At 67.3% G+C, this 25,522-nt stretch carries 27 protein-coding genes, 5 tRNA genes and 1 other RNA gene; 11 read left to right on the forward strand and 22 right to left on the reverse strand.

Annotation, left to right across the window (positions count from 1 at the left end; translation table 11 throughout):
- Positions 1-80: 80 nt before the first annotated feature.
- The 4 genes from ACVOMM_RS00915 to ACVOMM_RS00930 all read right to left on the reverse strand — a co-directional run bounded on the left by ACVOMM_RS00915 (position 81) and on the right by ACVOMM_RS00930 (position 2,821).
- A complete protein-coding gene (locus tag ACVOMM_RS00915; RefSeq protein ID WP_053519095.1) occupies positions 81-863 on the reverse strand; it encodes a BUD32 family EKC/KEOPS complex subunit in 783 nt (260 codons plus the stop codon).
- Positions 864-938: 75 nt separating this feature from the next.
- The gene (locus ACVOMM_RS00920; RefSeq protein ID WP_053519093.1) at positions 939-1,916 is read right to left on the reverse strand and encodes a beta-ketoacyl-ACP synthase III; all 978 of its coding nucleotides are present in this window, start codon (positions 1,914-1,916) and stop codon (positions 939-941) included.
- 93 nt (positions 1,917-2,009) lie between these two features.
- Positions 2,010-2,204: a 50S ribosomal protein L32 gene (gene rpmF, locus ACVOMM_RS00925; RefSeq protein ID WP_005408308.1), complete on the reverse strand. Its 195-nt coding sequence runs from the start codon at positions 2,202-2,204 to the stop codon at positions 2,010-2,012.
- A gap of 107 nt (positions 2,205-2,311) precedes the next feature.
- The gene (locus ACVOMM_RS00930; RefSeq protein ID WP_049404889.1) at positions 2,312-2,821 is read right to left on the reverse strand and encodes a YceD family protein; all 510 of its coding nucleotides are present in this window, start codon (positions 2,819-2,821) and stop codon (positions 2,312-2,314) included.
- Between the two features lie 113 nt (positions 2,822-2,934).
- On the opposite strand from ACVOMM_RS00930, the gene ACVOMM_RS00935 reads away from it, so the two are divergent.
- Positions 2,935-3,504 (forward strand): Maf family protein, encoded by a 570-nt coding sequence (locus tag ACVOMM_RS00935; RefSeq protein ID WP_322522886.1) that lies wholly within the window; start codon positions 2,935-2,937, stop codon positions 3,502-3,504.
- Between the two features lie 16 nt (positions 3,505-3,520).
- On the opposite strand, the gene ACVOMM_RS00940 is transcribed toward ACVOMM_RS00935, so the two are convergent.
- On the reverse strand, positions 3,521-5,362 hold the full coding sequence (locus tag ACVOMM_RS00940; protein WP_053519089.1) for a glycosyltransferase family 39 protein: 1,842 nt from the start codon (positions 5,360-5,362) through the stop codon (positions 3,521-3,523).
- A gap of 42 nt (positions 5,363-5,404) precedes the next feature.
- Here ACVOMM_RS00940 and ACVOMM_RS00945 point away from each other — a divergent pair, with 42 nt between their 5' ends.
- From ACVOMM_RS00945 to ACVOMM_RS00960, 4 genes are read left to right on the forward strand one after another with little or no spacing between them, the layout of a single operon-like run.
- A complete protein-coding gene (locus ACVOMM_RS00945; protein ID WP_111187157.1) occupies positions 5,405-6,358 on the forward strand; it encodes an AAA family ATPase in 954 nt (317 codons plus the stop codon).
- 2 nt (positions 6,359-6,360) lie between these two features.
- Positions 6,361-7,305, forward strand: a complete 945-nt coding sequence (locus ACVOMM_RS00950; protein WP_053519085.1) for a DUF58 domain-containing protein — start codon at positions 6,361-6,363, stop codon at positions 7,303-7,305.
- Entirely contained in the window at positions 7,298-9,247 is a 1,950-nt protein-coding gene (locus tag ACVOMM_RS00955) for a transglutaminase TgpA family protein (RefSeq protein WP_065175953.1), read from the forward strand. Before ACVOMM_RS00950 ends, ACVOMM_RS00955 begins: the two co-directional genes overlap by 8 nt.
- Positions 9,244-9,768 carry a Slp family lipoprotein gene (locus ACVOMM_RS00960; RefSeq protein WP_053519081.1) on the forward strand — a complete coding sequence of 175 codons (525 nt, stop codon included), beginning with the start codon at positions 9,244-9,246 and terminating at the stop codon, positions 9,766-9,768. The genes ACVOMM_RS00955 and ACVOMM_RS00960 overlap by 4 nt, the downstream gene beginning before the upstream one ends.
- A gap of 78 nt (positions 9,769-9,846) precedes the next feature.
- Here ACVOMM_RS00960 and ACVOMM_RS00965 read toward each other — a convergent pair whose 3' ends face one another.
- The 4 genes from ACVOMM_RS00965 to dnaX form a co-directional block, all read right to left on the reverse strand.
- Entirely contained in the window at positions 9,847-10,206 is a 360-nt protein-coding gene (locus ACVOMM_RS00965) for a histidine triad nucleotide-binding protein (RefSeq protein ID WP_053519079.1), read from the reverse strand.
- Between the two features lie 64 nt (positions 10,207-10,270).
- Positions 10,271-10,870, reverse strand: coding sequence for a recombination mediator RecR (gene recR, locus ACVOMM_RS00970; RefSeq protein ID WP_053519077.1), 600 nt, complete (start codon positions 10,868-10,870; stop codon positions 10,271-10,273).
- 60 nt (positions 10,871-10,930) lie between these two features.
- Positions 10,931-11,251, reverse strand: coding sequence for a YbaB/EbfC family nucleoid-associated protein (locus ACVOMM_RS00975; RefSeq protein WP_010483846.1), 321 nt, complete (start codon positions 11,249-11,251; stop codon positions 10,931-10,933).
- A gap of 6 nt (positions 11,252-11,257) precedes the next feature.
- Entirely contained in the window at positions 11,258-13,273 is a 2,016-nt protein-coding gene (gene dnaX / locus ACVOMM_RS00980) for a DNA polymerase III subunit gamma/tau (RefSeq protein WP_053519075.1), read from the reverse strand.
- 132 nt (positions 13,274-13,405) lie between these two features.
- Here dnaX and ACVOMM_RS00985 point away from each other — a divergent pair.
- Positions 13,406-13,498: transfer RNA gene (locus tag ACVOMM_RS00985), tRNA-Ser, on the forward strand.
- Between the two features lie 266 nt (positions 13,499-13,764).
- Here the strand turns inward: ACVOMM_RS00985 and ACVOMM_RS00990 are convergent.
- A complete protein-coding gene (locus ACVOMM_RS00990) occupies positions 13,765-14,082 on the reverse strand; it encodes a DMT family transporter (RefSeq protein WP_053519073.1) in 318 nt (105 codons plus the stop codon).
- Between the two features lie 300 nt (positions 14,083-14,382).
- On the opposite strand from ACVOMM_RS00990, the gene ffs reads away from it, so the two are divergent.
- Positions 14,383-14,479, forward strand: an RNA gene (ffs, locus tag ACVOMM_RS00995) — signal recognition particle sRNA small type.
- A gap of 65 nt (positions 14,480-14,544) precedes the next feature.
- Here ffs and ACVOMM_RS01000 read toward each other — a convergent pair.
- The 3 genes from ACVOMM_RS01000 to ACVOMM_RS01010 are packed head-to-tail and all read right to left on the reverse strand — an operon-like array spanning position 14,545 to position 16,447.
- Positions 14,545-14,934, reverse strand: coding sequence for a nuclear transport factor 2 family protein (locus ACVOMM_RS01000; RefSeq protein ID WP_481525760.1), 390 nt, complete (start codon positions 14,932-14,934; stop codon positions 14,545-14,547).
- A complete protein-coding gene (locus tag ACVOMM_RS01005; protein WP_253118870.1) occupies positions 14,931-15,698 on the reverse strand; it encodes an MBL fold metallo-hydrolase in 768 nt (255 codons plus the stop codon). The genes ACVOMM_RS01000 and ACVOMM_RS01005 overlap by 4 nt, the downstream gene beginning before the upstream one ends.
- Positions 15,698-16,447 carry a 3-deoxy-D-manno-octulosonic acid kinase gene (locus ACVOMM_RS01010; protein ID WP_053519066.1) on the reverse strand — a complete coding sequence of 250 codons (750 nt, stop codon included), beginning with the start codon at positions 16,445-16,447 and terminating at the stop codon, positions 15,698-15,700. Before ACVOMM_RS01010 ends, ACVOMM_RS01005 begins: the two co-directional genes overlap by 1 nt.
- 20 nt (positions 16,448-16,467) lie before the next feature.
- Here ACVOMM_RS01010 and ACVOMM_RS01015 point away from each other — a divergent pair, with 20 nt between their 5' ends.
- Positions 16,468-17,514, forward strand: coding sequence for a glycosyltransferase family 9 protein (locus ACVOMM_RS01015; protein WP_111187162.1), 1,047 nt, complete (start codon positions 16,468-16,470; stop codon positions 17,512-17,514).
- Between the two features lie 44 nt (positions 17,515-17,558).
- Here ACVOMM_RS01015 and ACVOMM_RS01020 read toward each other — a convergent pair whose 3' ends face one another.
- Complete coding sequence (locus ACVOMM_RS01020; protein ID WP_053519062.1) at positions 17,559-17,963, reverse strand: DUF6165 family protein; 405 nt, start codon at positions 17,961-17,963, stop codon at positions 17,559-17,561.
- Between the two features lie 132 nt (positions 17,964-18,095).
- Positions 18,096-18,186 (reverse strand) — tRNA-Ser (locus ACVOMM_RS01025).
- A 161-nt stretch (positions 18,187-18,347) separates the two neighbouring features.
- Here ACVOMM_RS01025 and ACVOMM_RS01030 point away from each other — a divergent pair.
- Complete coding sequence (locus tag ACVOMM_RS01030; RefSeq protein ID WP_053519060.1) at positions 18,348-19,052, forward strand: PP2C family protein-serine/threonine phosphatase; 705 nt, start codon at positions 18,348-18,350, stop codon at positions 19,050-19,052.
- A gap of 35 nt (positions 19,053-19,087) precedes the next feature.
- On the opposite strand, the gene dnaQ is transcribed toward ACVOMM_RS01030, so the two are convergent.
- Genes dnaQ through ACVOMM_RS01045 form a run of 3 tightly spaced genes read right to left on the reverse strand, consistent with a single transcriptional unit; the run spans position 19,088 to position 20,934 of the window.
- Entirely contained in the window at positions 19,088-19,819 is a 732-nt protein-coding gene (gene dnaQ / locus ACVOMM_RS01035) for a DNA polymerase III subunit epsilon (RefSeq protein WP_053519058.1), read from the reverse strand.
- Between the two features lie 4 nt (positions 19,820-19,823).
- Positions 19,824-20,276 carry a ribonuclease HI gene (rnhA, locus tag ACVOMM_RS01040; RefSeq protein ID WP_053519056.1) on the reverse strand — a complete coding sequence of 151 codons (453 nt, stop codon included), beginning with the start codon at positions 20,274-20,276 and terminating at the stop codon, positions 19,824-19,826.
- A 13-nt stretch (positions 20,277-20,289) separates the two neighbouring features.
- On the reverse strand, positions 20,290-20,934 hold the full coding sequence (locus ACVOMM_RS01045) for a methyltransferase domain-containing protein (protein ID WP_053519054.1): 645 nt from the start codon (positions 20,932-20,934) through the stop codon (positions 20,290-20,292).
- A gap of 11 nt (positions 20,935-20,945) precedes the next feature.
- On the opposite strand from ACVOMM_RS01045, the gene gloB reads away from it, so the two are divergent.
- Positions 20,946-21,710 carry a hydroxyacylglutathione hydrolase gene (gene gloB, locus ACVOMM_RS01050; RefSeq protein ID WP_481525761.1) on the forward strand — a complete coding sequence of 255 codons (765 nt, stop codon included), beginning with the start codon at positions 20,946-20,948 and terminating at the stop codon, positions 21,708-21,710.
- Positions 21,707-22,912, forward strand: a complete 1,206-nt coding sequence (locus ACVOMM_RS01055; RefSeq protein WP_053519050.1) for a lytic transglycosylase domain-containing protein — start codon at positions 21,707-21,709, stop codon at positions 22,910-22,912. The genes gloB and ACVOMM_RS01055 overlap by 4 nt, the downstream gene beginning before the upstream one ends.
- A 99-nt stretch (positions 22,913-23,011) precedes the next feature.
- On the opposite strand, the gene ACVOMM_RS01060 is transcribed toward ACVOMM_RS01055, so the two are convergent.
- The 4 genes from ACVOMM_RS01060 to ACVOMM_RS01075 form a co-directional block, all read right to left on the reverse strand.
- On the reverse strand, positions 23,012-24,967 hold the full coding sequence (locus tag ACVOMM_RS01060; RefSeq protein ID WP_065182466.1) for a peptidyl-prolyl cis-trans isomerase: 1,956 nt from the start codon (positions 24,965-24,967) through the stop codon (positions 23,012-23,014).
- A 130-nt stretch (positions 24,968-25,097) separates the two neighbouring features.
- Positions 25,098-25,174, reverse strand: a tRNA-Asp gene (locus tag ACVOMM_RS01065).
- A 107-nt stretch (positions 25,175-25,281) separates the two neighbouring features.
- Positions 25,282-25,358: transfer RNA gene (locus tag ACVOMM_RS01070), tRNA-Asp, on the reverse strand.
- Between the two features lie 87 nt (positions 25,359-25,445).
- Positions 25,446-25,522, reverse strand: a tRNA-Asp gene (locus tag ACVOMM_RS01075).

Consider the following 25,522-nt stretch of genomic DNA (forward strand, 5'->3'; position numbering starts at 1 on the left):
GCCGGCGAACGGTTGCGGCAGCGCCAAGCCATGCCCGGTGAACGGCTCCGGTAGCGCCGGGCCATGCCCGGCGGATGCAATCAGCAGAACAACTGCAGAATGTCCAGCTCGCCATCGGCAAAGAAGTCCATGCACAGCCCGACCACCATCAGCACCCCCATGGTGGTGGCGCCGTGCGCGATGAAGATCGAATGGGCCAGCGTGCGCGCCGAGCGTCCGAGCTTCATGCAGACCCGGGCCAGGCGCTGCAGGCGGCCGCTCACGGCGTGCACGTGCTCGCGTACCGGCGCCTGCACGGTGCCGATCGCCTCGGCCATCATCGCCTGCAGGCAGTCGGGCCGGTCGGCGTAGTACTTGGCCACGCCATAGCCGAACATCAGCCAGTCGCGCGCCTGGGCTTCGGCCAGATCCATCACTTCCAGCGGATCTTCTTCGAAGTCGATGAAACCGACCCGCTCACCATCCCAGGTGAGGTTGCGCGGCAGCGGCTGGCCGAAATAGGCGCCACGGCTGTGTGCTTCGGCAAGTGCCCGCATTGCGGCCATCACCAGCCGGTCCCGCCCGGCGTCATCGGCCTCGCGCAGGCAGGTGTTGAACGAGCTGCCGTTGTCACCGATCACCAGCGCGGCATGGCCGCTGCCGATCACGTCGGGCACGTTCACCCCTTGTGCCTGCAGTTCACCCAGGCGGCGGGCCTCGACCTCGCGTGCGGCGTCACCGCCCCGGTGCGGTGGCGGACGCAGCGCGTCCAGCTGGAACCGGTGGGCGACGAAGTTGAGCAGACCCAGGGCCATGGCCCGGCTTCCCTTGCCGTACTGCTTCAGCCAGGCGCGCTGCCCGTCGATGACGATGGGCTCAACCATGACAGGACCTCCTTAAACGCGTTACGGCCCCGGAGGGCCGCAACGACAGACTTCACGTTGTCGTAACTTGCACTATCAATAGCGCAACAGGGCCGAACCCCACGTGAAGCCGCCACCAAAGGCCTCCAGCAGCAACAGCTGACCGCGCTCGACGCGGCCCGAGCGGACCGCGGCGTCCAGCGCCAGCGGCACCGAGCCGGACGAGGTGTTGCCATGCTGATCGACGGTGACTACGACCTGGTCCATCGACATTTCCAGCCGCTTGGCGGTGGCTTCGATGATGCGCAGGTTGGCCTGGTGCGGGATCAGCCAGTCCAGGTCCGACTTGTCCAGGCCATTGGCAGCCAGGGTCTCGTCCACGACCGAGTCCAGCGCCTTGACGGCGTACTTGAACACGTCGTTGCCCTTCATGTTGATGGTGCCGCCGCCATTGGCGCCGTCCTTGAAACCGGCCGAAACGCCGACCGGATTCCACAGCAGTTCCTTCTTGCTGCCATCAGAGTGCAGATGCGTGCTGAGGATGCCGGTTTCCTCGTCGGCCTTGAGCACGACGGCGCCAGCACCATCACCGAACAGCACGCAGGTGGTGCGGTCGTTCCAGTCGACGATGCGGGTCAGGGTTTCCGCGCCGATCACCAGCACGTGCCTGCAGTCGCCGGAACGGATGAACTTGTCGGCCACGCTCAGCGCGAACACGAAGCCCGAGCAGGCCGCGTTGACGTCGAAGGCGGGGCAACCGGCCACACCGAGCTTGGCCTGGATGAGGCACGCGGTGGACGGGAAAATCAGATCAGGCGTGGTCGTGCCGACCACGATCATGTCGAGCTGGGAAGCGTCGATGCCCGCCGCTTCAAGCGCACGCAGCGCAGCCTGGTAGCCGAGATCGCTGGTGGTCTCGCCTTCGGCCGCAATGTGCCGCTCACGAATACCGGTGCGCGTCTGGATCCACTCGTCCGAGGTTTCGACCATTTTTTCCAGGTCGGCGTTGGTCAGGACTTTTTCCGGCAAATAGCTGCCGGTGCCCGCGATCCTCGAGTAGATCCGCTTGCTCATCATGTTTCCTGTTGCGCGGGCCGCCGATCACCGGCACGCCCGGGGAAAGAAGGCAAAGGCCGCTGCCCGTCGGGCAGCGGCCTTCCCGGCACATCAATCTTCTTCGACGGCCGAGGTCTTGGTCTGGATGACCTTCTTGCCACGGTAGAAACCGTCGGCAGTGATGTGGTGACGCAGATGCACTTCACCGGTGGTCGGGTCGGTCGACAGCTGCTTGGCGCTCAGGGCGTCATGCGAACGACGCTGGCCGCGACGGGACGGGGTAACACGGGATTTCTGGACAGCCATGGGATTGCTCCAAACTCGGTTCGTTTTGCTTCGTCGTTTCGTCGCACAGGACGCCAGCGCCCAGCACACTTTTCGCTTTCGCCGCAGCCGCCGACGACAACCGGCTGCTATTGTTTCTTCAACGCCGCCAACGCCGCGAACGGGTTGGCCTTCTTCGTTTCTTCTTCGCTCGGTGCCCAGTCCTTGTCGACTGCTTCACCGTCGGGTGACAGCGGTACCACCGGCACCGCCAGCACCAGTTCGTCCTCGACCAGGTCCAGCGGACGCAGCTGGCCATCTTCCGGCACCAGCAACGCCTCGTATTCCTCCGGCAGGGACGATTCCTCGTCCTCGTCGCGGATCAGGCCAAGCCTCTGGGTCACCTTCACCGGCAACAGGAATCGCTGCATGCTGCGCTGACAGGTCAGCGGCAGCGCGGTGTCGATGGTCAGTTCCACATAGGATACCCGCAAGACGTCGTCGCGACCGAACTCAAGCGAGTACACGCACTCGCCGTCGGTATCTGCGACCAACCCCTGCAGGCGGGTCAATTCAGCCAGGGACACCTGACCGTCGAAGCGCCTTCGCGCTACAACCATCCGCCAGGCATCCAGCGTTTCGGGCACGTTCGCGGACATAAGCCGCTGAATACTAAGGATCCGGGCGGCGGCTGTCAAATGCCCGCCACATGAGGCTTGCCGCTGGCAGTCAGGCCGGGCCAGACTGCCGCACCCTGCCCCGGTATTGTTGCATGACCCTGGTCCTGGCCTCCACCTCCCGTTACCGCCGCGAACTGCTGCAGCGGCTGGCCCTGCCGTTCGAGTGCGCGCGCCCGGAGGTGGATGAAACGCCGTTGAGCGGTGAAGCCCCGCTGGATCTGGCGGTACGCCTGGCCGCGGCCAAGGCGGCCGATGTGGCCGCCCGCCACCCGGGCGCCTGGGTGATCGGCTCGGACCAGGTCGCCGATCTGGAAGGCCGGCCGCTGGGCAAGCCAGGCACGGTCGATGCCGCCTGTGCGCAGTTGGCGGCCATGGCCGGACGCACTGTGCGCTTCCACACCGCCATAAGTCTCACGCGGGGCGGAGAATCGTTAGCGGCACTGGATCTGACCGAAGTGCGCTTCCGTCATCTTGATGCCGCGGAAATCGCCCGTTATGTCGCTGCCGAGCAGCCCCTTGACTGTGCCGGCAGCTTCAAATGCGAAGGACTGGGCATCAGCCTGTTCGAAGCCATCGACAGCCGCGATCCCACTGCGCTGGTCGGCCTGCCCCTGATCGCCCTGTGCGGCCTGCTGCGCAGGGCCGGATTCCGGGTGCCCTGAGCCCCGGGTAGCGCCTTCAGCGCTTCTCCACCACGAACGGCTGCTCCTGCCATGCTTCCACGCTGCCGTCGTGGCCGTACAGGCGCAGGCCCAGCCAGTGCTTGCCCGGTGCCAGCACGGAGGTATCGAGGCTGGCATCGAAGCCCACGGCCGGATGCTGCGGATCGGTGCTGTCCGGCCAGGCCGGGCGCAGGTCGAACTCGCGACCGTAGCGTGCATCGCCGATCGAACGGCCATCGACCAGCACCTCCACGCGCGCCAGGCCGACGCCATCCTTGAAGGCCCAGCCCCGGATCGCCAGCGTGCCGGACACCTTCTCGCCATTGGACGGCGCATCCAGCCACGCCATCGCCGGCGTCACGCAGGGCCCCGGCGCGCGCTGCGCCGGCAGGCGGAACAGCAGGAAGCGCTGGAAGCCGTGGTCACTGCTGACAATCCGTGGTGCCGGCAGCGGCCCCACCTGTTCGCAGACCGCGTGATAGCGGTCCAGCAGCTCGCGGTACCGCTGGTCGCTGGGTGACAGCACCAGCAGCATGGGCGCGGTGCGCTCACCGGCATGCACCAGGTTCCACTGCGCCAGCTGCGCCGTGCGGCCATGCTTGTCGTTGAGCGGGTGCGGCAACACTTCGATATCGCCATCGCCCAGCTGGAAGCCCAGCTCGGCCCCCACCTTGAAGTTGCCGGCCAGGACACGCGTGCCTTCGGGCATCTGCTGCAGTTCCTCGCGGACCGCCGTGGCCAACGGCTCCCAGCCGGCGAAATTGCGCGGGTAGTACTTGCTGCCGGCCATCTGCTCGCGCAGTGCCGGCGTGGATGCCATCAGGTAGTAGCCGAACGCCAGCACCATGCCCAGCCCTGCCAGCCACCACCCTGTCCTGCGCAGCCAGCGCGGCCATCCATTGAGCACCACCGGTACCGCGACCAGCAGCGCCAGGTAGCCCGGCAGCGGCCAGTGGAAACTGATGCGCTCGACATCGGTGAAGAACCCCAGCAGGAAGATGCCCAGCGTCGATACGCCGCCCACCAGCCCGAAGTAGCGCCACTGCACGCGCGCACCACCACCGCTGCGCGTGCCGGCCAGCGCCACCTTCCACATCGCGATGCACAGGATGGGGGTGACCAGCATCGGCTGGATCACCAGGAACCACAGCCCACCCCACTCGAACGCCCAGGGATGGCGCTCGACCACCTGGAACTTCAGCCCGGCATCGTGGTTGTCCGCATTCCACGCCAGCAACGGCAACCAGGCCAGTACACCGATGGCCAGCGCGACCCAGACCCGCGGATCGGCCAGCATGCGCCGGCCCTGCGGCAACGCCAGCAACGCGATGAAGCCGACGCCGATCACACCGATGAAGCGATAGTGGCTGAGCGCACCGATCAGCAGGCCCAATGCCAGCTTCATCGCCGATGATGCGTCCACGTTGTGCAGCAGGCGCGCACCCGCGTGCAGGCACAGCACGGCCGCCAGCGCCATGGGTACGTCCGGCACCGCCAGCAGCCCCAGCGTGGCCGACAGTGGCATCAGCAGAGTAAGGCTGCCTGCCTGCCAACCGGCCACGGCACCGAACCAGCGCGTGGCGATGCGCGAAACCAGCCAGGGCAGCAACGCACCTATCGCCAGGAACGGCAGGCGCAGGGCCAGCACGTGATGACCACCGATCTCCACGCCCAGCCGCGCCATCCACGCGGTCAGGCCCGGCAGATCGGAATAGGCCGCCGCCAGGTGCTGGCCTTCCTGCCAGTAGAACGCTTCATCGACGAACAGTGGCAGGCGCGCGGCCACCACCAGCTTGGCCGCTGTGACCAGCGTCCATAACCAGAGAAAAATCGTCCGTGCGCGCTGTTCGCCCTGCATTGCTCTATGGATAATCGAGGAGATTCCAGATCAGAGACGATCATGCCAGCTTCGTCCCCCAGTCCCAGCATGCTAACCGATCAACTGCGCCAGTCCCTGCGGGAGGCCCAGGATCAGGTCAACGCGCTGGTGCTGGGCAAGGTTCCGGAAGTGCGGCTCGCCTTCGTCGCTCTGCTGTCCGGTGGACATCTGCTGATCGAGGACCTGCCCGGCCTCGGCAAGACCACGCTGGCCCACGCGCTGGCCAGCAGTCTGGGCCTGGGCTTCCAGCGCGTGCAGTTCACCTCGGACCTGTTGCCGGCCGATGTGCTTGGCGTATCGGTGTATGAGGCAGGCAGTCGCCAGTTCCAGTTCCATCCCGGCCCGGTGTTCACCCATGTGCTACTGGCCGATGAAATCAACCGCGCGCCACCACGCACGCAGAGCGCGCTGCTGGAGGCCATGGCCGAACAGCAGGTGACACTGGATGGACAGACGCATGCGCTGCCGGACCCCTTCTTCGTGATCGCCACCCAGAATCCGGTGGACCTGTCGGGCACGTTCCCCTTGCCCGACTCGCAGCTGGACCGTTTCCTGCTGCGGCTGGCGATGGGCTATCCCAGCCCGCAGGCCGAGCGCGAGCTGCTGCGCGGCACCGATCGCCGCGACCTGATCGCACGTGCGATGCCGAAACTGGACGAAGTGCAGGTGCGGGCATTGCGTGAGGCCGTAGGCCAGATCCACGCCAGCGACGCGCTGGTCGACTACGTGCAGGCCCTGCTGACACGCAGCCGCCAGCATGCAGGCGTGCGCGTAGGGCTGTCGCCTCGTGCCGGACTGGCGCTGCTGCGTGCAGCCCGGGCGCATGCGCTGCTGCTCGGCCGCAGCCATGTCATTCCCGAAGACGTGCAGACGCTGTTCGTGGCGGTGGCGGGGCATCGACTGGTGGCCGAAGCCGAGTCCAGCTCCGGGCCTGCGCTGGCACGCGCGATCCTGCAGACCGTCACGGTGGACTGAGCGTGGCCTCGCGCTGGGCGCGGCTGCAGCTGCTGGCACGCCCGCGTGCGCCGGAAGCACTGCCGCAGCGGTTGAACCGCCACCGCATCTACGTGCTGCCTACACGCTTCGGCCTGTTCGTCGCCACGCTGCTGTCGGCGATGCTGCTGGGTGCGCTGAACTACAACAACAACCCCGCGTTGCTGCTGGCGTTGCTGCTGGCGGCAGCGGCAATCGCCAGCGCCATTGCCGCGCACCTGCAGTTGTCGGGCGTGCAGATCGATGCGATCTCCGCCGAGCCGGTGCCTGCGGGCCAGCCGCTGCGGCTGCGCGTGGACCTGTCGCTGCGTGATCCGCGGCCACGACAGGGGCTGCACCTGCAACTGGGCGACAGCCAGGCCTGGACCTCGCTGCCGGCACAGGGGCGCGGCGAAGTGGAGCTGGACGTCCCCAGCGAACGTCGCGGCTGGCGGGAGCTGTCGCGCATCCGCCTGTCCACCACGCAACCGTTGGGCCTGGTCCGTGCGTGGTCGTGGGTGTGGCCGGAACAGCCATTGCTGGTGTATCCCCTGGCCGAAGCGTTGGCCCCCGCGCTGCCGGAGCGCGGCAACGATCCATTGCACACCCGCGCCCACGCCAGCGGCGAAGAGCTGCACCAGCTGCGCCCCTACCGCGCCGGAGACGCGCCACGCAGCATTGCCTGGAAGCACTCCGCGCGCCGCGACAGCCTGCTGGTCCGTGAGTACGAGAAGCCGGTCGGCATCGAGGTCGTGCTGGACTGGCACACGCTGGCGCCACTGCCGACCGAAGCGCGCATCGCACGCCTGGCGCGCTGGATCGACATGGCCGAACGCGGAGGTCGCCGCTACACCCTGCTGCTGCCCTCGCATCCGCCACTGGGGCCGGGACAGGGCGCCAGCCATCACCATCTCTGCCTGCGCGCGTTGGCGCTGATGCCGCATGACTGACGCCGCGCCCACGCTCGACCGCAACGCCCGCACCTGGACCCTGGCCAGCGCTGCGCTTGCGCTGCTGCCGTTGCTGCTGCAGTTGCCGCCGATGCTGGCCACGGTGATCGCGCTGGCTGCGCTGCTGACGGCCGCGCTGTCGTGGCGACGCGTGTTGCCGATGCCGGTGCGCCTGCTGCTCGTGCTGGGCATGCTGGCCGCCATCGTCTGGCAGATGGGCCTGGTCCGCCCCGGACGCGATACCGGCTGCGCACTGCTCGCCGCGATGCTTGCAATCAAGTCCAGCGAGCTGCGCAGCCTGCGCGATGCACGCAGCCTGCTGGGCTTTGCGCTGTTCTCGCCATTCGCCGCCTTCCTGCTGGACCAGGGCCCGCTGACCACGCTGCTGGCGGCGCTGGCCGGCCTTTGTGCACTGCTGGCCCTGCAGCGCCTGGCACAGGGCGAGGGCCACGCCGACGCCTTGCCGTTGCGCGGCCAGCTGAAGGGCGTCGGCCGGCTGCTGGCGCTGGGCCTGCCACTGGCGCTGGCGTCGTTCTGGCTGTTTCCGCGTCTGTCCACGCCGCTGTGGGGCGTACCCGAACGCGCGGTCAGCACGCCGGGCCTGTCCGACAGCATGGAGCCGGGGCAGTGGCTGGACCTGATGGCCGACGACACACCTGCGCTGCGGGTGCAGTTCTTCGGCGCCGTACCCGAGCCGGACCAGCGCTACTGGCGAGGACCGGTGTTGACCGACTTCGATGGCCGACGCTGGACCCGTGACCCTGCCCGCACGCAGCGCCCACCCGCGATCGTCGATGCCGGTGCGCGCGGCTGGGACTACCAGATCGACTACGAACCGACCGACCGCCGCCAGCTGGTGGCACTGGATCTGCCCACCCGTGCGCCGGAAGGCAGCACGCTGGATGCGGACATGAGCCTGCTCAGCGACCGCACGCTGTCGGCGCTGAGCCGGTGGCGCCTGCACTCGGCGCCGCCGCAGCACTTCGACAGCGCGCTCCCCCCCTACCTGCGACGCGCAGCGCTGCAGTTGCCGGCCGGCTTCAATCCACGCACCGCCACCCTCGCCCGGCAGTGGCGGCAGGAGGCGGGCAGCAACGATGAGGCCGTGGTACGTCGCGCACTGCAGTGGATCACCACCGATTTCTCCTACACGCTGGACACGCCCGTGGCCGGCCGCGACCCCATCGATGAATTCCTGTTCGGCTACAAGGCAGGCTTCTGCGAGCACTTCAGCTCGGCCTTCGTGGTGCTGATGCGCAACGCAGGCATTCCGGCCCGCGTGGTGACCGGCTTCGCCGGCGGCACGCGCAACCGGGTGGGCGACTACTGGGTTGTGCGGCGGATGGATGCCCACGCCTGGGCCGAGGTCTGGCTGCCGCAACGGGGCTGGGTGCGGGTCGATCCAACGGCGGCCGTCGCCCCAGAACGCATCCTGGATACCCTCGACGATCGCCTGCTGGCAGACGCCGGCAATCCGCTGCAGCAGCGCTGGCTGCAGCTGGGTCAGATGGGCGACTGGCTGCGCCGTGGCTGGAACGACCTGGTGCTGTCCTTCGATGCGCGCCGCCAGCAGCAGCTGTTCAAGCCTCTGGGCCTGGACGACATCAAGCCGGGACAGTTGCTGTCAGGCTTCGTGATGGCCGCGTTGGCAGCCGTGCTGTGGATGGCATGGCTGCTGGCCCGGGGCGAGCGCGAACGCGACCCGCTGCTGCGCGCCTGGCACCGCCTGGGCCGGCGCTACGCCCGGCTCGGCCTGGCCCGCGAACCGCACGAGCCGGCACTGCTCTGGGCCCGTCGCGTCCATGCGTGCCGGCCCGATCCGGCCCTGCTGGCACTCAGCCAGCGTTTCGCCGACGCGCGCTACGCTGGAACTTGCACCGACCTCGCTTCATTATTGCGGGACCTGCGCAGGCATCGCCCGACTTCCGGAGCCTCCCCATGAACACCAAGTTCCTTCTCACCGCTGTGGCCACGCTGGCCCTGTCGGCCTGCGCCACGGCCCCAAAGCCGCTGCAGGGACAGTTCAGCATGGTCTCCCCGCGCGATTCAGTCGCCACCCAGCAGGTCGGCACGCCCGTGCGCTGGGGCGGCCGCATCATCGAAACCAAGCCCGGCCAGGGCGAGACCTGCTTCCAGATGATCTCGCGCCCGCTCAACGCCTCCGGCCGCCCGAACACCACCTCGTCCGATGCCAGCGACGGCCGCTTCATCGCCTGCCGCTCCGGCTTCTACGATCCGGCGGTGTTTGAGCCCGGCCGTGACGTGACCTTCATCGGCAAGATCGATGGCTACCAGAACACCCGCATCGGCGAGTACGACTATCGCCTGCCGAAGCTGTCGGCCGATGTGATCTACCTGTGGCCGGAGCAGCGACAGGTCGACGTCGTGCCCTACCCCTATGGCCCCTGGGGCCCGGGCCCGTATGGCCCGTACTGGGGCTACGGCCGCTGGGGCTGGTGGTAACCCCCCTCCGGTACGCATGACGCAGAAGGCCGCCCACCGGGCGGCCTTCTGCTTGCACGGCATCGCGCCGGGCGGCGCTTACTTCCCGGGCGCGCCGAAATGGCCCAGCGGCGCGCCGGCCAGCAGATGCATGTGGATGTGGAACACGGTCTGCCCCGCATCCTCACGGCAGTTCATCACGATGCGGTAGCCCTGCTCGGCAAAGCCCTCGCGGCGCGCATAGTCGGCCGCCGCCAGGGCCAGCTTGCCGATCAGGTGCGCCTGCGAAGGCTGCAGGTCGTCCAGGGTCGGAATGATTTCATTCTTCGGAATGAACAGCACGTGCACCGGCGCCTGCGGCGCGATGTCCTTGAAGCCCAGCACGTCTTCGTCTTCATAGACGATGGTGGCCGGAATCTCGCGACGGATGATCCTGCTGAAAAGGGTTTCGTTGCTCATGGTCGGCCTCGGTGAAATGTCGCCTGCATTGTAGGCAACCCCCGCCCTTCAAAGGGCCAGGCCGTCAATCGCGGAATTCGCTGCGGGTGCCGAACGCGTGCGACAGCGTGCCGCGATCCACGTATTCCAGTTCGCCCCCCAGCGGCAGCCCCTGCGCCAACCGGCTCGGCCGGACCTGGCGGGCCCGCGCCAGCTGCGCCAGATAATGCGCGGTGGCCTCTCCCTCGACGGTGGCGCTGGTGGCGATGATCAGCTCCTGCACTTCGCCTTCGCCAAGGCGCTGCTCCAGCTGCTCCAGGCCCAGGTCGCGCGGACCGATGCCGTCGAGCGGCGACAGACGCCCCTGCAGCACGAAGTAGACACCCCGGAAACCGGTGGCATTCTCGATGGCAAGGCGGTCGGCGGGCGATTCCACCACGCACAGCTGGCTGCGCTCGCGGCTGCCGTTGGCGCAGGTCGGGCACAGTTCGGTTTCACTGAAATCGCGGCACTGCGCGCAGTGGCCGATGCGCTCTACGGCCAGCGCCAACACCTCGGCCAGGCGCTGGCCGCCGTCGCGTTCGCGTTCCAGCAGGTGGTAGGCCATGCGCTGCGCGGTCTTCTGGCCCACGCCAGGCAGCACCCGCAGCGCATCGATCAATTGTTCAAGCAGGGGTGCGGACACGGCAGCTTCTGGCTTTATGGGTGTGCGCGGCACCCGGCAACGCGGGCACCGCGCCGACGATCAGAACGGCAGCTTCATGCCCGGCGGAAGCTGCATGCCGGCGGTAGCCGAGCCCATCTTCGACTTCGATTCGGCATCGATCTTGTTGGAGGCATCGTTGAACGCCGCGGCGATCAGGTCTTCCAGCATCTCCGGGTCACTGGCCAGCGACGGGTCGATGCGCACCTTGCGGCACTCCTTGGCACCGGTCAGCGTCACGCTGACCATGCCACCGCCGGCACTGCCGGTCACTTCGATCCTGGCGATTTCTTCCTGGGCCTTCTGCAGGTTCTCCTGCATCTTCTGGGCCTGCTGCATCAGTTGGGCGATGTTGCCGCGCATAGTGTCTTACTCGTCAAAAGAACGGATGGAATCGGAAACGACCCGGGCGCCGTGTTGCTGGATCAGCACCTGCACTTCCGGATCGTCCATGAAAACAGCCTCTGCCACCTGTTGCCGCTCGCCGCGCTGGCGATCGGCGCGCTGGTGCAGGGTCTCGGCCGGAACGTGTTCGGTTTCCACGGTCTCGACCACGATCTTCAGCGCGTGCCCCAAGGCCTTTTCCAGCATTTCGCCAAGAGCGGCCAGCGCGCGTTCCGAGCGCAGGTACTCAAATCCGGGCGAAAGCCCCAGTTTCAAGGTCCCCTGCCGGCAGGAGATGAAGGCGGCATTGGCCGCAAGCTGCCGTGAAGGCCCGCTCAGGCCGCTGTTGGCGACCAGGTCCAGCCAGTCTTCCGCCGTCGCCAGCTCGCCGATGTCAGCCCGCGCGCCCGTCTCCGCCGACGCGACGGGCGCAGGTGGAGCGATGACGATGCCCTCGGAACGGAACGGACGCTCGGGCGCGGCTGATGCAGCGACCGGAGGCGATGGCTCATGCCAGGGCGCGACCATGGCCGCGTCCGGCGTGGCGACATCCGCAGCCAGTGCCTGGTCGCGGGCCTCGGCCTCGTCCGTGGCCCACGGCGGAAGATCATCGACGGCCACCGGCACCGGGATGCCGTCGGCCTTGACCGGCGGCGGCGACACCGGTTCTTCGACCGGAACCGGCTTCGGCTCAGGCGCCGGATCAGGTTCGGGTTCGGGCGCCGGCTCTGGCTCCGGGTCGGGTTCGCGTGGGGCGGCCTGCGCAGGCACGCGGGCCGGGATCGCGGCAGCGGCGGCCACCGGGGCCGTTTCCTGGCTGCCAGCACCCGCCCCACCACCGGGCATCGCCCCCCCGGCGGCACCGCCGGCGGCATCCACCGAACGCGGCACCGGCGGCACCGACGCTGCCGGGCGGAACGCCAGCATGCGCAGCACGGCCATTTCAAAGCCCGCGCGCGGGCTCGGCGCCAGCGACAGGTCGCGACGGCCGTTCAGGGCCATCTGATACCAGAGCTGCACCACCTCCGGACGCAGTCGCCCGGCGAACGCTGCCGCGTCCAGGCCTTCAGCCGCGGCGGCAACACCGGGTACCAGCTGCTGCACCTGGATGCGATGCAGGCCTTCGGCCAAGGCCTCCAGCACGCCACTCCAGTCGGGCGAGAATTCCGCCAGTGCCGCCACCACCTGCAACAGGCGCGACCCGTCACCTTCGGCGAGGGCATCGAGCATCGCTGCCACCTGGGTGCGATCGACGGTCCCCAGCATGGTGCGCACCACATCGTCGCGCAGCGCACCACCGGCGTAGGCGATGGCCTGGTCCAGCAGCGACAGACCGTCGCGCAAACTGCCGTCGGCGGCCTTGGCCAGCTGCACGATGGCACTGCCGTCGGCTTCGATTTCCTCGGCCGCCAGGATGCGGGTCATCTGGCCCTGGATCTGGTCCTCATCCAGGCGCTTGAGGTTGAACTGCAGGCAGCGGCTGAGCACGGTGACCGGCAGCTTCTGCGGATCGGTGGTGGCCAGCAGGAACTTGACGTGCTCCGGCGGCTCTTCCAACGTCTTCAGCAGCGCGTTGAACGCCGCCTTCGAGAGCATGTGCACTTCGTCGATCAGGTAGACCTTGTACTTGCCGCGCGAGGGCATGTACTGCGCGTTCTCGATCACCTCGCGGACGTCATCCACGCCGGTGTTGGACGCGGCGTCGATCTCCAGCAGGTCGATGTAGCGACCGGCATCGATGTCCAGGCAGGCCGGGCACTGGCCGCACGGATCGGCACTGGTGCCCTGCTCGCAGTTCAGCGACTTGGCGAAGATGCGCGCGATGGTGGTCTTGCCCACACCGCGGGTACCGGTGAACAGGAACGCGTGGTGGACCCGGCCACTGTCCAGCGCATTGCTGAGCGCACGGACCACGTGTTCCTGGCCCACCAGCTCGGCAAAACGCTTCGGACGCCACTTGCGGGCAAGGACGAGATAGGACATCAGGCCACCGTCTTCCATCGGATGCTCCATTGTGCCACGCCTGTCCATCCCCCTCCGCCTGCGACGCGCCCTGAATGGGTGCTTGTGTCCTGCCGCGCCGCCCGCTAGAATCTGCGCCCCTGCTGAGGCGTTTGCCGATGGCAGGGATCCGGAGAGGTGTCCGAGTGGTTGAAGGAGCACGCCTGGAAAGTGTGTAAGCGTCTAAACCGCGCTTCGGGGGTTCGAATCCCCCTCTCTCCGCCAGATGAATGAAAAAGCCGCCCAACGGGCGGCTTTTTTATTTGTCTGGTGGAGAGCATCGGGGTGAGAAGCCTCGCCGGGGTTCGACGGTTCTGCAGGAGCAGATCCGGACCGCCGAAGGCGGGTCCCGAAGCGCAGCGCGCGCAGGGATCGGGTGCAGGGATGCACCCGACAATCCCCCTCTCTCCGCCAGATGAATGAAAAAGCCGCCCATCGGGCGGCTTTTTCATTTGGCGGGCAGTCGGTTGTCCAGGAAACTGCGCCCAATCTCAGCTGCTGGACAGCTTCATCAGCACCAGCCCCGACACGATCAACACCGCCGCGCCGATCCGCATCGGGCTGACCTGTTCACCCAGGAACACGATGCCGACCACGAAGGCACCGACCGCGCCGATGCCTGTCCAGATCGTGTAAGCCGTTCCCAGCGGCAGGCTGCGCATGGCCACGGCCAGCAGCCAGAAACTGGCGATCATGCCGGCGAGAGTGACCAGGGTGGGAGTGAGCCTGGTGAAGCCTTCCGATTGCTTCATCGACACGGCCCAGACGATTTCCAGCAGGCCAGCGAACAACAGATAGATCCAGGCCATGACGGCCCTCCTCTTGGCAGGGCCAGGCCGTCCTGGTCATTGATTCCCGATGTGGGGGAGGTCGTTCCTCCTGGCCCGGGATTCTAGCAACGCCCGCGCCGCCCGGCCGCGAATACGCGCCGCGGGTTACAGCAGATTCAGCGCATGGCGCTGGCGTCGATACGCATGCCTGCGCTAGAATGCGCGCCTGCCATCGGCCAGCCGATGTGCAGTCCGGCTGTGGTCTCCGGCGCACCCTGCGCTGCTTCCCCTGATCCGTGAACAGGCCGCCTCCGGGCGGCCAACGTCTCTATGGTGGCCCCGTCGGCCCCTCGCGACGCTAGGTCGAAAACCCCGCCAGGGCCGGAAGGCAGCAACGGTATCGATCGACGCGGGCGCCGAGGTCAGCCGGCGGGGCCATCGCCTTTCTGGCAGTGCCGCGCTCTGGTAAGAGGTCAACCCTGGTTGGCCCCCTCGCCGGCGCTACCGTGCTTCGGGCGTCCCTTGATGGAATACCACCCGCCATCCCTGCCCATGCCTGCGCCACAACGAACTGCGCAGCACCCAGCGCTGCGGCAGGCCATCCAGGTGGTAGCGGCTGCGATAACGCACCTGGGCCAGGTCTGGTGCCAGCAACGAGACCGCGTACTGCTCCGATTCGATCTGCACCTGCGCCCGCTCCAGCGGAATCTCCGCCAGCGCAGCCGCACGGCCATAGCACTGGCCGGAGCTGCCGATCTCGCTGAAATCCTCATCCAGCAGTTCCGACAGCCGCGCGCGATCACCGCGCACCTGCGGGGTGTGCAGCGCGCGTTCCAGATGTTCCAGCTCGGCCGCCAGCGCCGCGTCGGCAGGCTGGCCAGAGGTATTCACGGCGGATCCTGCGCCAGCACGTGCGGCGCGGTCGGGGTCGCCAGCGGCACGCACTGGCCCGGCTGTGCCACGCGGTGTCCGCGCGCGGCCAGCGCAGCACCATCGGCCACGCTGGCGTAGTGGTACAGCATCATCCGCGCCTGCAGCTCAGCGCTGTACTCGCGCTCCAGATCATCGACCCCGGTATGCGATGGATTGCCGTGCAGGCCGCAGTCGTGGGCGATCAGCTCGTTGTCACTGGCGTACCGCGCCAGCATCTCCGGGATCGGCCGGGTATCACCGCTCCAGGTCAGCGCGCCCTGCAGGCGCAGCCCATAGGCGGTCTCCGGCCAGTGGTGGCGTGCCGGGAATACTTCCAGGCGCACGCCTTCATGCCAGAACGCGTCGCCGACCACGACCAACTGGAACGCATCCCAGAAATTGGCACCGCCCTCGGCCAGCACATTGGGGTAATCGCCGATGCGCCTGTGCAGCAGCGGCACCACGGTGGCCGGCACATACAGGCGCACCTTCCCACGCCGCTGCGCGTTGAAGTAGGTATCCACGAACAGCCGCTCGAAACCGGCCACATGGTCCAGGTGGACATGCGTGATGAACAGCGCCTGCGGCATGTGGCCGTAGTGCGCCCTGAAGGCGGTCAGGCCTTCCCCGCCACAGTCGATCGTCAACCACGGCCGACCTTCGCGCTCGATCACCGACATCGGTGATCCCAACTCGACCGCCGACGCATTGCCGACGCCGAGGAAACGCAACGACCAGTCCATCAGGTGCCCCGGTTCCAGGCCATGTCATAGGCGCGGCGCAGCCGCGCGTAGTCCTTCTGCACGTCCTCTACGCTGCGCTCGCCGCGCAGCTTGATCAACGAGCGCAGCAGGCGCTTGAGGTTGCGCTCCCGCCAGGCGGTGGCCGGAATGCGGATGACGCCACGATCGAAGTCGATCAGCCAGCCATGGCCGTTGCTGTCGAACAGGATGTTGTGCGCGTTGAGGTCGGCATGGTCCAGGCCGGCACGGTGGAAGCGGGCGATCAGCCGACCGGTCTCTTCCCACGGCGCGCCACGTCCGGCAACCAGCGCGCGGTCGGCCAGCGAACGCACCCCTTCGATCCGTTCCATCAGGATCGCCGCCCGGTAGCGCATGCCCTGCCGCATGTAAAAAGCCGCCACCGGCCGGGGAACCGGCAGCTTCAGCGCGCGCAGGGCCCGCATCAGCCGGAACTCGGCAAAACTGCGGGTCCGGTCGGCGCCCCGCCACAGGTACTGGTCGTGGCTGATCCTGGCCACCAGGCCACCGCGCAGGTAGTGGCGCAGCACGCTGGGGCCGAACGGCGCGTCGACGAACCAGGCGCTGCCACGCCCCCCCTCGCCCACCGGCCGGGCCCGGCTGCCCCAGTGCTGGGGAGAGAACAGGCCGATGTCGGCTTGCCGCAGGCGCTCGCGGTCGAACAGAATGGCCCCGATGCCGCGACCCTCGCGGCATGGCGTCAGCGCTTCATTGGCGTCGAATGCGACCATTTCTTTGAGTCTAACAACACATGGCATCAGCGTCCTCATCCTTGTGCCTTCTGCGCCTGTCCGCACTTGGCGATGTCACCCACGTGGTGCCCCTGGTGCGTACGCTGCAGGCCGCACGCCCGGACACGCCGATCCACTGGATCATCGACAAGGCCGGGCAGAAGTTGCTCGAGGGTCTGCCGGGCGTGACCTTCCACGCCTACGACAAGAAGAGCGGCATGGCCGGCGTCAAGGAGCTGCGCAAGCAGCTGCCACCGGGGCGCTTCGAGGCGCTGCTGCAGATGCAGGTGGCCTTCCGCGCGAACCTGCTGTCGGCATTCATCCCGGCCGAACGCCGCATCGGATACGACCGCAGCCGCTCGAAGGACCTGCATGGGTTGTTCATCAACGAACGCATTCCGGACCGCCCCGGCATCCACGTGCTGGATGCGATCGGCAGCTTCTGCGAGCCGCTGGGCCTGCACCAGACCGACGTGAGCTGGGACCTGGCCGTGCCGCAGTCCGCGTTCGAGTGGGCCGCGGCGCAGTGGCAGGATGATGGCCGGCCGGTACTGATGATTTCGCCCTGCTCCAGCCACGTCCGCCGCAACTGGTACGCCGACCGCTACGCGGCCGTCGCCAACCATGCCACGCAGCGCGGCTGGCAGGTGGTGCTGTGCGGTGGCCGCAGTGAACTGGAACGCAGCATGGCCGACGCGATCCAGGCCCAGCTGCACACGCCGGCACTGGATCTGGTCGGTAAGGACACGCTCAAGCAGCTGCCTGCGCTGCTGGCACGCGCCAATCTGGTGATGACACCCGATTCGGGACCGATGCATATCGCCAATGCCATGGGAGCGAAGGTGCTGGGCCTGCACGCGGCCAGCAACCCGCACCGCAGCGGCCCTTATTCGGATCGCCGCTACTGCGTGGACCGCTATGACGACGCCGCACGCAAGTATCTCGGCAAGCAGGCCGCCGACCTCAAGTGGGGCACCAAGATCGAGTTCGATGATGTGATGGAACTGATCACGGTCGAGGACGGCATCGCCGCCTTCGAACGTTACGTGACCGACCACCTCACCTGAGTCGATGGATCATCGGTAGCCGGGCCACGCCCGGCGGATCCATCTCACCCGCGCTGTGCGTAATCCTGGTACGACTTCTCTTCCACGTAGGCAGAGCCCAGTGCCAGGTTGATCGCCTTCTTGATGCGCGCACGCTCGTCGTTGCGCAGATACACACTGCGTGCAAGGTCGATGAAGCCCTGGTCGAACGCCTGCGCCTTCTCCTTCAGGCGGATGTCGTCCTCGATGTCCCACAACTGCTCGTTGACGGCCTTGAGTTCACCGCGCAGCTTGGCGATGTCCTTGACCGCGGCCGGGTGCGCCATCCAGGTCTGCTCCAGCGCCGACAGCTCCTTGCGCACGTTGGCCAGCTTGCCCTCGTCGCTGATCCGCTCGGACTTGATCTGCAGGATCGAAATCTTGTCGAGCAGTTCGCCAAAGGACACGGGAACGAGGATTTCAGCAGTCATGGGGGAGCTCCAGCAGGTGATGCGTACATGTTAACCCGCAGCACCCCGAGGGGAGATCCATTGCCGCCCCGCAACGCGCGCGGCCAGCCGGACAACGAAAAAAGCCGCCCGGGGGCGGCTTTCTTCTTCATCTGGCGGAGAGGGGGGGATTCGAACCCCCGAGGCGCTATAAACGCCTGCCTGATTTCGAGTCAGGTACATTCAACCACTCTGCCACCTCTCCGGGTGGCCCCGGCGAACCGGGGACGCGCATCATACGAGGAAGTGAGGCTGCCGACAAGTCTCCTGGGCCCTGCGGCGCAATTTTCCTGCCGCCATGCCTTGCCGGATGCCGGTCACGCCGTGATGATGCCCTCTCCCCCGCGCTACTCCGCCCCGCACACCATGATCGAATTCGGACATCTCACCCATCCCGGCCTGCGCCGCGAGCTCAACGAGGACACCTATTACGGTGACAGCGAGCTGGGCGTGTGGCTGGTGGCCGATGGCATGGGCGGGCACGCCTGCGGCGAGGTCGCCAGCGCGCTGGCGCGCGAAGCCATCGTCCGCGAGATCCGCCGCGGCGCGTCGCTGGAGCAGGCCATCCGCACGGCCGACGAAGAGATCATCCGCGCTTCGCGGCGACGCAACGATACGCTGCCGATGGGCACCACCGTGGTCGCCGCGCGCGTGCAGGGCAATCGCTACGAAGTGGCCTGGGTCGGTGACAGCCGGGCCTACCTGTGGCGCGACGGCCAGCTGGCCCAGCTCAGCCAGGATCACAGCGTGGTGCAGGAACTGGTCACGCAGGGCAACCTGACCGCAGAGCAGGCGCGCGCGCATCCGCACCGCAATGTGGTCACCCAGGCGCTGGGCGTGACCGATCCGGCGCACCTGAACGTGGCCACCACCCGTGGCGAACTTCGTCCCGGCATGCAGCTGCTGCTGTGCAGCGATGGCCTGACCGAGGAGGTCGATGATCGTGGCATCGCCCGCACGCTGGCCTTCGACGACGCCAGCGCACAGGAATGCGTGGATACGCTCGTCGCCGCCGCGCTTGATGGCGGCGGCCGCGACAACATCAGCGTGATCCTGGTCCGCTGCCACTGAGCCAGCGGACCGCACGCGCACCCTGCGCCGAGGGTCTACGCGCTGGCGGGCTCTTCCACCTTCGGGCCGTCCCACAGCGCATGACCGGCCTTCTTGCGCAGGCGTTCCAGTCGCGCGGCGTGCGCTTCACGTTCCGATGCGGTGGCGACCACGCGCGGACGCGGCAGCAGCTTGGCAGCATCGAACGCCTGCAGCACCGCGCCACCCGCGCCGGCCTCGTCCTCGCCCAGACCGAAGCCGATCTCTTCCTGCCCTGACGTCAGCGCGATGTAGACATCGCCCAGGATCTGCGCATCGAGCAGGCCGCCGTGCAGTGCACGGTGCGAATTGTCCACGCCCAGCCGCTTGCACAGCGCATCCAGCGAGTTGCGCTGGCCCGGGAAACGCTCGCGCGCCATCGCCAGGGTATCGATCACGGTGCAGCGATCGGTGATCTTCCCGTACTGCGGCCCCAGCAGGGACAACTCGTTGTCGAGGAAGCCCAGGTCGAATGCCGCGTTGTGGATGATCAGCTCGGCGCCGTCGATGAACGCCAGGAACTCGTCGGCGATCTGCGCGAACTCGGGCTTGTCGGCCAGGAAGTCCAGGGTCAGGCCGGTGACCTCCTGCGCGCCCTGTTCGAACTCACAGTCCGGCTTGATGTACTGGTGATAGTTGTTGCCGGTGGGGCGACGCTTGAACAGCTCCACGCAGCCGATTTCGACGATGCGGTTGCCCTTCTTCCACTCCAGGCCGGTGGTTTCGGTATCGAGAATGATCTGACGCATGGGCTCAGTTTACCGGGCTGGCATCGCGGATCTGGATGGCGGCATTGCGCGCCAGCGTATCGACGCGTTCATTGTCCGGATCGCCGGAATGCCCCTTCACCCAGCGCCAGTCGATCTGGTGCCGCAGCGTGGCCGCATGCAGCCGCTCCCACAGCTCGCGGTTCTTCACCGGATCACCGCCGGCGGTCTTCCAGTTCTTGCGGATCCAGCCCGGCATCCATTGGGTCAGGCCCTGCCGCACATACTGGGAGTCGGTGAACAGCACGATGTTGCAGGGCTCGGTCAGCGCCTCCAGGCCGGAAATGGCCGCCATCAGTTCCATCCGGTTGTTGGTGGTATGCGCTTCGCCGCCGCTCAGTTCACGCTCGTGGTCCTTGTAGCGCAGCAACGCGGCCCAGCCGCCGGGACCGGGATTGCCGAGGCAGGATCCGTCGGTATGGATTTCGATGGTTTTCAATACAGCTCCAGAATCAGGTAGCAACGGTGCCATGCCAGCGCACCGGCAGCGGTGTCGGCCCGGGCAGGGCCAACGTACGTTTTTCGGCATGGAACAGGCAGGCCGCGCGCAGCGGGGCCCAACCCCCGCGGCCACGACTGCCGGCGCCCTGCCAGAGCGGGCCCAGGTAGCGCATGTCGTCGCAGTCCAGCCCGTGACGACCCAGCAGCTGGCGGATCCGCTGCGGCGTACGCACCGTCAGGCCATGCTGGCGCCAGTGGGTGCGGAACGGACTGAACGGATTAAGGCTGCTCAACCACAGATGGCCGCCGGGCATCAGCACCCGCTCGCACTCGTCAAGCAGCTGGTCGGCATCAGCGGCCGTCACGTGCTGCAGCACGATGGCATTGACGCTTTCGGTGGCCAGCGGCAGCGGCAGGCCGCAGCACGCGTCGCCGGCATAGCGGCCGCCGTTGCGGTACAGGCGCAGGCCGCGCCCGCCCGGCTGCGCATCTTCCAGCCAGGCAGCGCTCGGCGCGATCCACATCCAGGGCTGTGCGGGCAGCACCGACAGCTGTGGCAACAGCAGTTGCCGCTCCAGCACGCGCAGGGCCGCCGCCGGCTCGCTGTCGAACCACGGGGCCAGGCTCGCTTGACGGGTGCTCTGCAGCGCGGGCATGGTCCAATTCTATGCGACTGACTGCCCTGCCCGCATTTGCGGACAATTACATCTGGGTGCTGATCGATGATGAAGGCGTTGCCATCGTCGTCGATCCCGGTGATGCCGCGCCGGTGCTGGCGCTGGCCGAACAGGGCCTGCGCGTGGATACCATCCTGCTGACCCACCATCACGACGACCACATCGGTGGCGTGCCGGCCCTGCGTGCCCGTTTTCCCGGCGTGCGGGTGGTCGCACCGGTGGAGGAACGCATCACCACCGCCACCGAACGCGTCGGCGAAGGTGAACGCGTTCAGGCACTGGGCCGGACGTTCCACGTACTATCCGTGCCCGGGCATACCCGCAGCCACATCGCGTTTCACACTGCTGAACATCTTTTCAGCGGAGATTCGTTGTTCAGCCTGGGCTGTGGACGCCTGTTCGAAGGTACGCCGTCCCAGCTGCTGGCATCGATGCGCACGCTGGGTACCTTGCCTGCACGACTGTTGCTTTGTTGTGCCCATGAGTACACCGTGTCAAATGCCGTCTTCGCGCGGCATGTCGACCCCGCCAACGCTGCCCTGCGGCAGCGCCAAGAGGAGGCTTTGGCCATGCGCCGCGATGACCGTTCCACCCTGCCGGTAACCCTGGCCAACGAACTGGACTGCAATCCGTTCCTGCGTGTGCACACCGCGCCGATCCGCGCGGCGGTGTCGGCGCACCTGGGGCGCGACGTCGTTGACGATGTCGATGTCATGGCCGGTCTCCGGCATTGGAAAGACGGCTTCCGCGCATGATGCGCCGAAGTCTGCCGCTGGCCCTGGGCATCGCTCTGGGGCTGGCTGGAACCGCAGGCGCGCAGTCGCTGGGCGCTGGCATCGGCCAGAATCTCACCGCCGCTGCTGCGTTGCCCTTGGATGCCTCTTCGCTGCCACCTGCATCGGTGCGCAATGGCCAGGAGATCTTCTCCAGCTTCCGCGATGGCCTGGCTGAACCCACCTGCGACGCCGAGGCCACCAGCCCGCGCTGGCAGAAGCAGTTCGCGCACGCCCCTTCGCGCCTGGCCAACCAGGATGACGATGCACTGGTCCTGTTCGGCTATGTGGTCGAAGAACTGCGCAAGGCCAACCTGCCGACCGAATTCGCGCTGATTCCCTTCGTGGAAAGCGGCTACCGGCCCAATGCCCGCAATGGCAGCGGACCGACCGGGTTGTGGCAGTTCATCGCCACCACCGCCCGCAACCATCGCGTGCCGATGGCCAACGGCTACGACGGCCGCCTGTCGGCGGTGGATTCGACCCAGGCTGCGGTGCGCTACCTGAAAACCCTGCACGGCATGTTCGGCGGCGACTGGCGGCTGGCCACCATGGCCTACAACGCTGGCGAATATCGCGTGCTGCAGGCACTGCGCAAGGCGGGCATGAATGCGCAGAACGCCACGCCCTCGGCCCTGCCCGGCCTGTCGCCGGTCACCTATGCCTACGTCGAGAAGCTTCACGCCCTGGCCTGCGTGCTGGAAGACGTGGAAGAACAGCCGGGCGTCATGGCCTCGCTGGACCGCACCGTGCCGGTGCTGAAGGATCATGCCCTGCCGGCCGGCACCAGCGTCCAGCAGTGGGCCGCCCAACGCTCACTGGACCCGGCACGCATCGCCCGCCTGAATCCCGCCCTGGCCGCCGGTGGCCGCCCCACGGGCACCACCCGGGTGCTGGCCCCTGTCGCAGCGGCGACCGCTGACGTGGTGGACAGCACGACGGCGCTGGCGGCCTCGGTGTCGCCCACCTCTGCCCCCGCTGCCTCGCCAGCGCCGCAGGTTGCCCGCACCGTCGCCGCCGCCGTCGACCGTCCGCGCAGCCGTCGGCATACGGTGCGCAACGGCGAGTCGGCCTGGACCATTGCCCGTCGCTACGGCATGCCGGTCAAGGCGCTGCTGTCGCTGAATGGCCTGAGTGGCAGCAGCGTGCTCAAGCCGGGCGCGGTGCTTCGCCTGGAAGACTGACCGGCGCACAGCAGCGCCGCGCGATCCTCCTGCTACCGGGCACCCGCCCACGAAAAAGGCCCGGCAATGCCGGGCCTTTCCGTTCTGCCCGCCGTGGGCTTACAGATTCGCTTCGGTGGTCTGCACCACGAACTTCTTGCGCATCGCGTCGATGTAGGCCTTGGCTGCGGCCATGCCGTCGATCTGGCTCAACTGTTCCTTCAGCTGCTTCTGCTGCTCGGCGGTCACGTCCTTGATGTCGCCCGGATTGACCTTGTTCACCGCGAACACCAGCGCACGGCCGTTGACGTCGACCTTGCCGTAGGTCGGCTTGCCTGCGGTGGGTACCGGCGCGCTGAAGATCGCGCTGTTGATTTCCGGGGTCGGCACCGGCTGGCCACGCGGCAGGCCCGGCATCGGGCTCAGCTGCAGCTTTTCGCTGGCAGCCAGCGACTGCAGGGTGGCACCGCCCTTCAACTTGGCCAGCAGCGCTTCGGCCGCCTTGTCGCTGGCCTGGCGCTGGCGGTCGGCACGAATCGCGGCGATCACCTGCTCGCGGGCCTTCTCCAGCGGCAGCGCCTGCTCCGGCGTGTGGGCCGCGACGCGGATCACGACGCTGTGGTTGGTGGCGCCTCCCAGGGCGATCGGATCGCTGGCGGTCCCGTCCTGCACCAGGACGTCCGAGAACGCGGCGCGCAGCACGGCCGGGTCGCTGGCGATGCCGCTGGCGGTAGCGCGGGTGATCGGTCCCAGGGTCTGCAGCGGCAGCCCCACTTCCTTGGCTGCGGCAGCCAGGTCGCTCGGGCTCTTGTTGATGGCATCGACCAGACGGCCGGCCAGCTCGTTGAAACCGCGCTCACCGTCGGCCTTGAGCTGTTCGGCGGCCAGCGTATCGCGCACGTCCTCGAACGACTTGCCTTCGCCGCCGCGTACCGCGGCCACCTTGATGATGTGGTATCCGTATTCGGTCTTGACCGGACCGATCACATCGCCGGCCTTGGCCGCGAACAGGGCATCGTCAAACGGCTTGACCATCGCGCCACGCTCCACCCAGCCCAGGTCACCGCCCTGGTCCTTGGAGCCCGGATCCTCGGAGTTGGCCTTGGCCAGGGCTGCGAAGTCGGCACCGGCCGCCTTTGCCTGGGCCGCCAGCTTGTTCGCCTTGGCCTCAGCACCGTCGCCGGTAATCAGGATGTGGGCGGCCTGGCGCTGCTCCGGAGAGGTGAACTTGGCCTTCTCTTCCTCGTAGCGCTTGCGCAGGGTGGCTTCGTCGGCCGGCGTCGGCGCCGGCAGGTTGGCACCGTTGACCTCGACATACTCCAGCGAAACGGTTTCGGCCTGGCGGAAATCCTTGCCATGGCTGTCGTACCACTGCTTGATCTGCGCATCGGTCACCGGGGCCGTGTCAGCCGGCACCGGCGGCAGCGCAGCCAGCTCGACATCACGGGTTTCGCCCAGCAGCTTCAACAGGCGTTCGGTCTCGGCCTGGGTGACAAAACCGGAGTTCTGCAGTCCGGCCGGAATCACCGACTGCTGCAGGCTCTCGCGCACCAGTTCCTGGAACTGGGTCGGGGTACGCGGAGGATTGCCGCCGGCCAGCGCCAGGCGGTAGCTGTTTTCGTTGAACTTGCCATCCGGCCCCTGGAACGCCGGCATGGACGTGATGTACTCGCGCACGGCGCCATCGCCAATCACCACACCCGCCTGCTCGCCGACCAGGCGCACGACCTGCTCGTCGATCAGCTGATCCAGGACCGCCAGCTTGTTCTCGGTGCTTTCGAACGCGCGCGGGTCGAAGTTGTCGCCCTGCTGCTGGCGCTCACGCATGCGCTCCTGCTCGAAACGGGTGCGGAAATCCTGCGCGCTGATCTCATGGTGCTGCCACAGCATGCGTACCGGCCACCACGACGGCGCGGAACGCCACCAGGTCGGCGGTGCGGAAACCTTGGCCACGTTCTGTGCGCCAACGCCACCCAGGTAGCTGTTGTCGATCACGAACAGGAACGGAATCATCAGCAGCCCCAGGATCACGGTGACGATCCAGCCTGAGGTCTTGTCGCGGAGTTTCTGCAGCATGGTGAGGAATCACAAGGCCTGATTGGCGAGCCCGGCAGTGTAACCCGCTTCGTCGCAGGGACCAAAAACGCCAAGGGCGACATGCGCGCAAAGAAAAAGCCCCCGGCATTCGCCGAGGGCTTTTGAAAGTTGGCGGAGCGGACGGGACTCGAACCCGCGACCTCCGGCGTGACAGGCCAGCATTCTAACCAGCTGAACTACCGCTCCGCGCTTGAAACTTTGCAGGCGCCCAGTATATCCGAAGACACCCTGGAAACCCAGCCCGATGAACACTTTTTTCAAAGTTTTTTCACAGGGACTTAAGAACTTCGCAATGGCGGAGCGGACGGGACTCGAACCCGCGACCTCCGGCGTGACAGGCCAGCATTCTAACCAGCTGAACTACCGCTCCGTGCTTGCGACAACCCTTCTGCCTTCGTCCCGGACAGGCCGGGGAGAAGACAAGGCCCCCAGCTTTGGACCGGGGGCCTCGATGTAATGGCGGAGCGGACGGGACTCGAACCCGCGACCTCCGGCGTGACAGGCCAGCATTCTAACCAGCTGAACTACCGCTCC

The sequence above is a fragment of the Stenotrophomonas sp. STEN009 genome, from assembly GCF_056760395.1.

Excerpts from the sequence above, each read along its gene's own strand:
- ACVOMM_RS00915 (WP_053519095.1), bottom strand. The coding sequence starts at position 863 with ATGGTTGAGCCCATCGTCATCGACGGGCAGCGCGCCTGGCTGAAGCAG.
- ACVOMM_RS00920 (WP_053519093.1), bottom strand. The coding sequence starts at position 1,916 with ATGAGCAAGCGGATCTACTCGAGGATCGCGGGCACCGGCAGCTATTTG.
- rpmF (WP_005408308.1), bottom strand. The coding sequence starts at position 2,204 with ATGGCTGTCCAGAAATCCCGTGTTACCCCGTCCCGTCGCGGCCAGCGT.
- ACVOMM_RS00930 (WP_049404889.1), bottom strand. The coding sequence starts at position 2,821 with ATGTCCGCGAACGTGCCCGAAACGCTGGATGCCTGGCGGATGGTTGTA.
- ACVOMM_RS00935 (WP_322522886.1), top strand. The coding sequence starts at position 2,935 with ATGACCCTGGTCCTGGCCTCCACCTCCCGTTACCGCCGCGAACTGCTG.
- ACVOMM_RS00940 (WP_053519089.1), bottom strand. The coding sequence starts at position 5,362 with ATGCAGGGCGAACAGCGCGCACGGACGATTTTTCTCTGGTTATGGACG.
- ACVOMM_RS00945 (WP_111187157.1), top strand. The coding sequence starts at position 5,405 with ATGCCAGCTTCGTCCCCCAGTCCCAGCATGCTAACCGATCAACTGCGC.
- ACVOMM_RS00955 (WP_065175953.1), top strand. The coding sequence starts at position 7,298 with ATGACTGACGCCGCGCCCACGCTCGACCGCAACGCCCGCACCTGGACC.
- ACVOMM_RS00960 (WP_053519081.1), top strand. The coding sequence starts at position 9,244 with ATGAACACCAAGTTCCTTCTCACCGCTGTGGCCACGCTGGCCCTGTCG.
- ACVOMM_RS00965 (WP_053519079.1), bottom strand. The coding sequence starts at position 10,206 with ATGAGCAACGAAACCCTTTTCAGCAGGATCATCCGTCGCGAGATTCCG.
- ACVOMM_RS00975 (WP_010483846.1), bottom strand. The coding sequence starts at position 11,251 with ATGCGCGGCAACATCGCCCAACTGATGCAGCAGGCCCAGAAGATGCAG.
- dnaX (WP_053519075.1), bottom strand. The coding sequence starts at position 13,273 with ATGGAAGACGGTGGCCTGATGTCCTATCTCGTCCTTGCCCGCAAGTGG.
- ACVOMM_RS00990 (WP_053519073.1), bottom strand. The coding sequence starts at position 14,082 with ATGGCCTGGATCTATCTGTTGTTCGCTGGCCTGCTGGAAATCGTCTGG.
- ACVOMM_RS01005 (WP_253118870.1), bottom strand. The coding sequence starts at position 15,698 with ATGGACTGGTCGTTGCGTTTCCTCGGCGTCGGCAATGCGTCGGCGGTC.
- ACVOMM_RS01010 (WP_053519066.1), bottom strand. The coding sequence starts at position 16,447 with ATGGTCGCATTCGACGCCAATGAAGCGCTGACGCCATGCCGCGAGGGT.
- ACVOMM_RS01015 (WP_111187162.1), top strand. The coding sequence starts at position 16,468 with ATGGCATCAGCGTCCTCATCCTTGTGCCTTCTGCGCCTGTCCGCACTT.
- ACVOMM_RS01020 (WP_053519062.1), bottom strand. The coding sequence starts at position 17,963 with ATGACTGCTGAAATCCTCGTTCCCGTGTCCTTTGGCGAACTGCTCGAC.
- ACVOMM_RS01030 (WP_053519060.1), top strand. The coding sequence starts at position 18,348 with ATGATCGAATTCGGACATCTCACCCATCCCGGCCTGCGCCGCGAGCTC.
- dnaQ (WP_053519058.1), bottom strand. The coding sequence starts at position 19,819 with ATGCGTCAGATCATTCTCGATACCGAAACCACCGGCCTGGAGTGGAAG.
- ACVOMM_RS01045 (WP_053519054.1), bottom strand. The coding sequence starts at position 20,934 with ATGCCCGCGCTGCAGAGCACCCGTCAAGCGAGCCTGGCCCCGTGGTTC.
- gloB (WP_481525761.1), top strand. The coding sequence starts at position 20,946 with ATGCGACTGACTGCCCTGCCCGCATTTGCGGACAATTACATCTGGGTG.
- ACVOMM_RS01055 (WP_053519050.1), top strand. The coding sequence starts at position 21,707 with ATGATGCGCCGAAGTCTGCCGCTGGCCCTGGGCATCGCTCTGGGGCTG.
- ACVOMM_RS01060 (WP_065182466.1), bottom strand. The coding sequence starts at position 24,967 with ATGCTGCAGAAACTCCGCGACAAGACCTCAGGCTGGATCGTCACCGTG.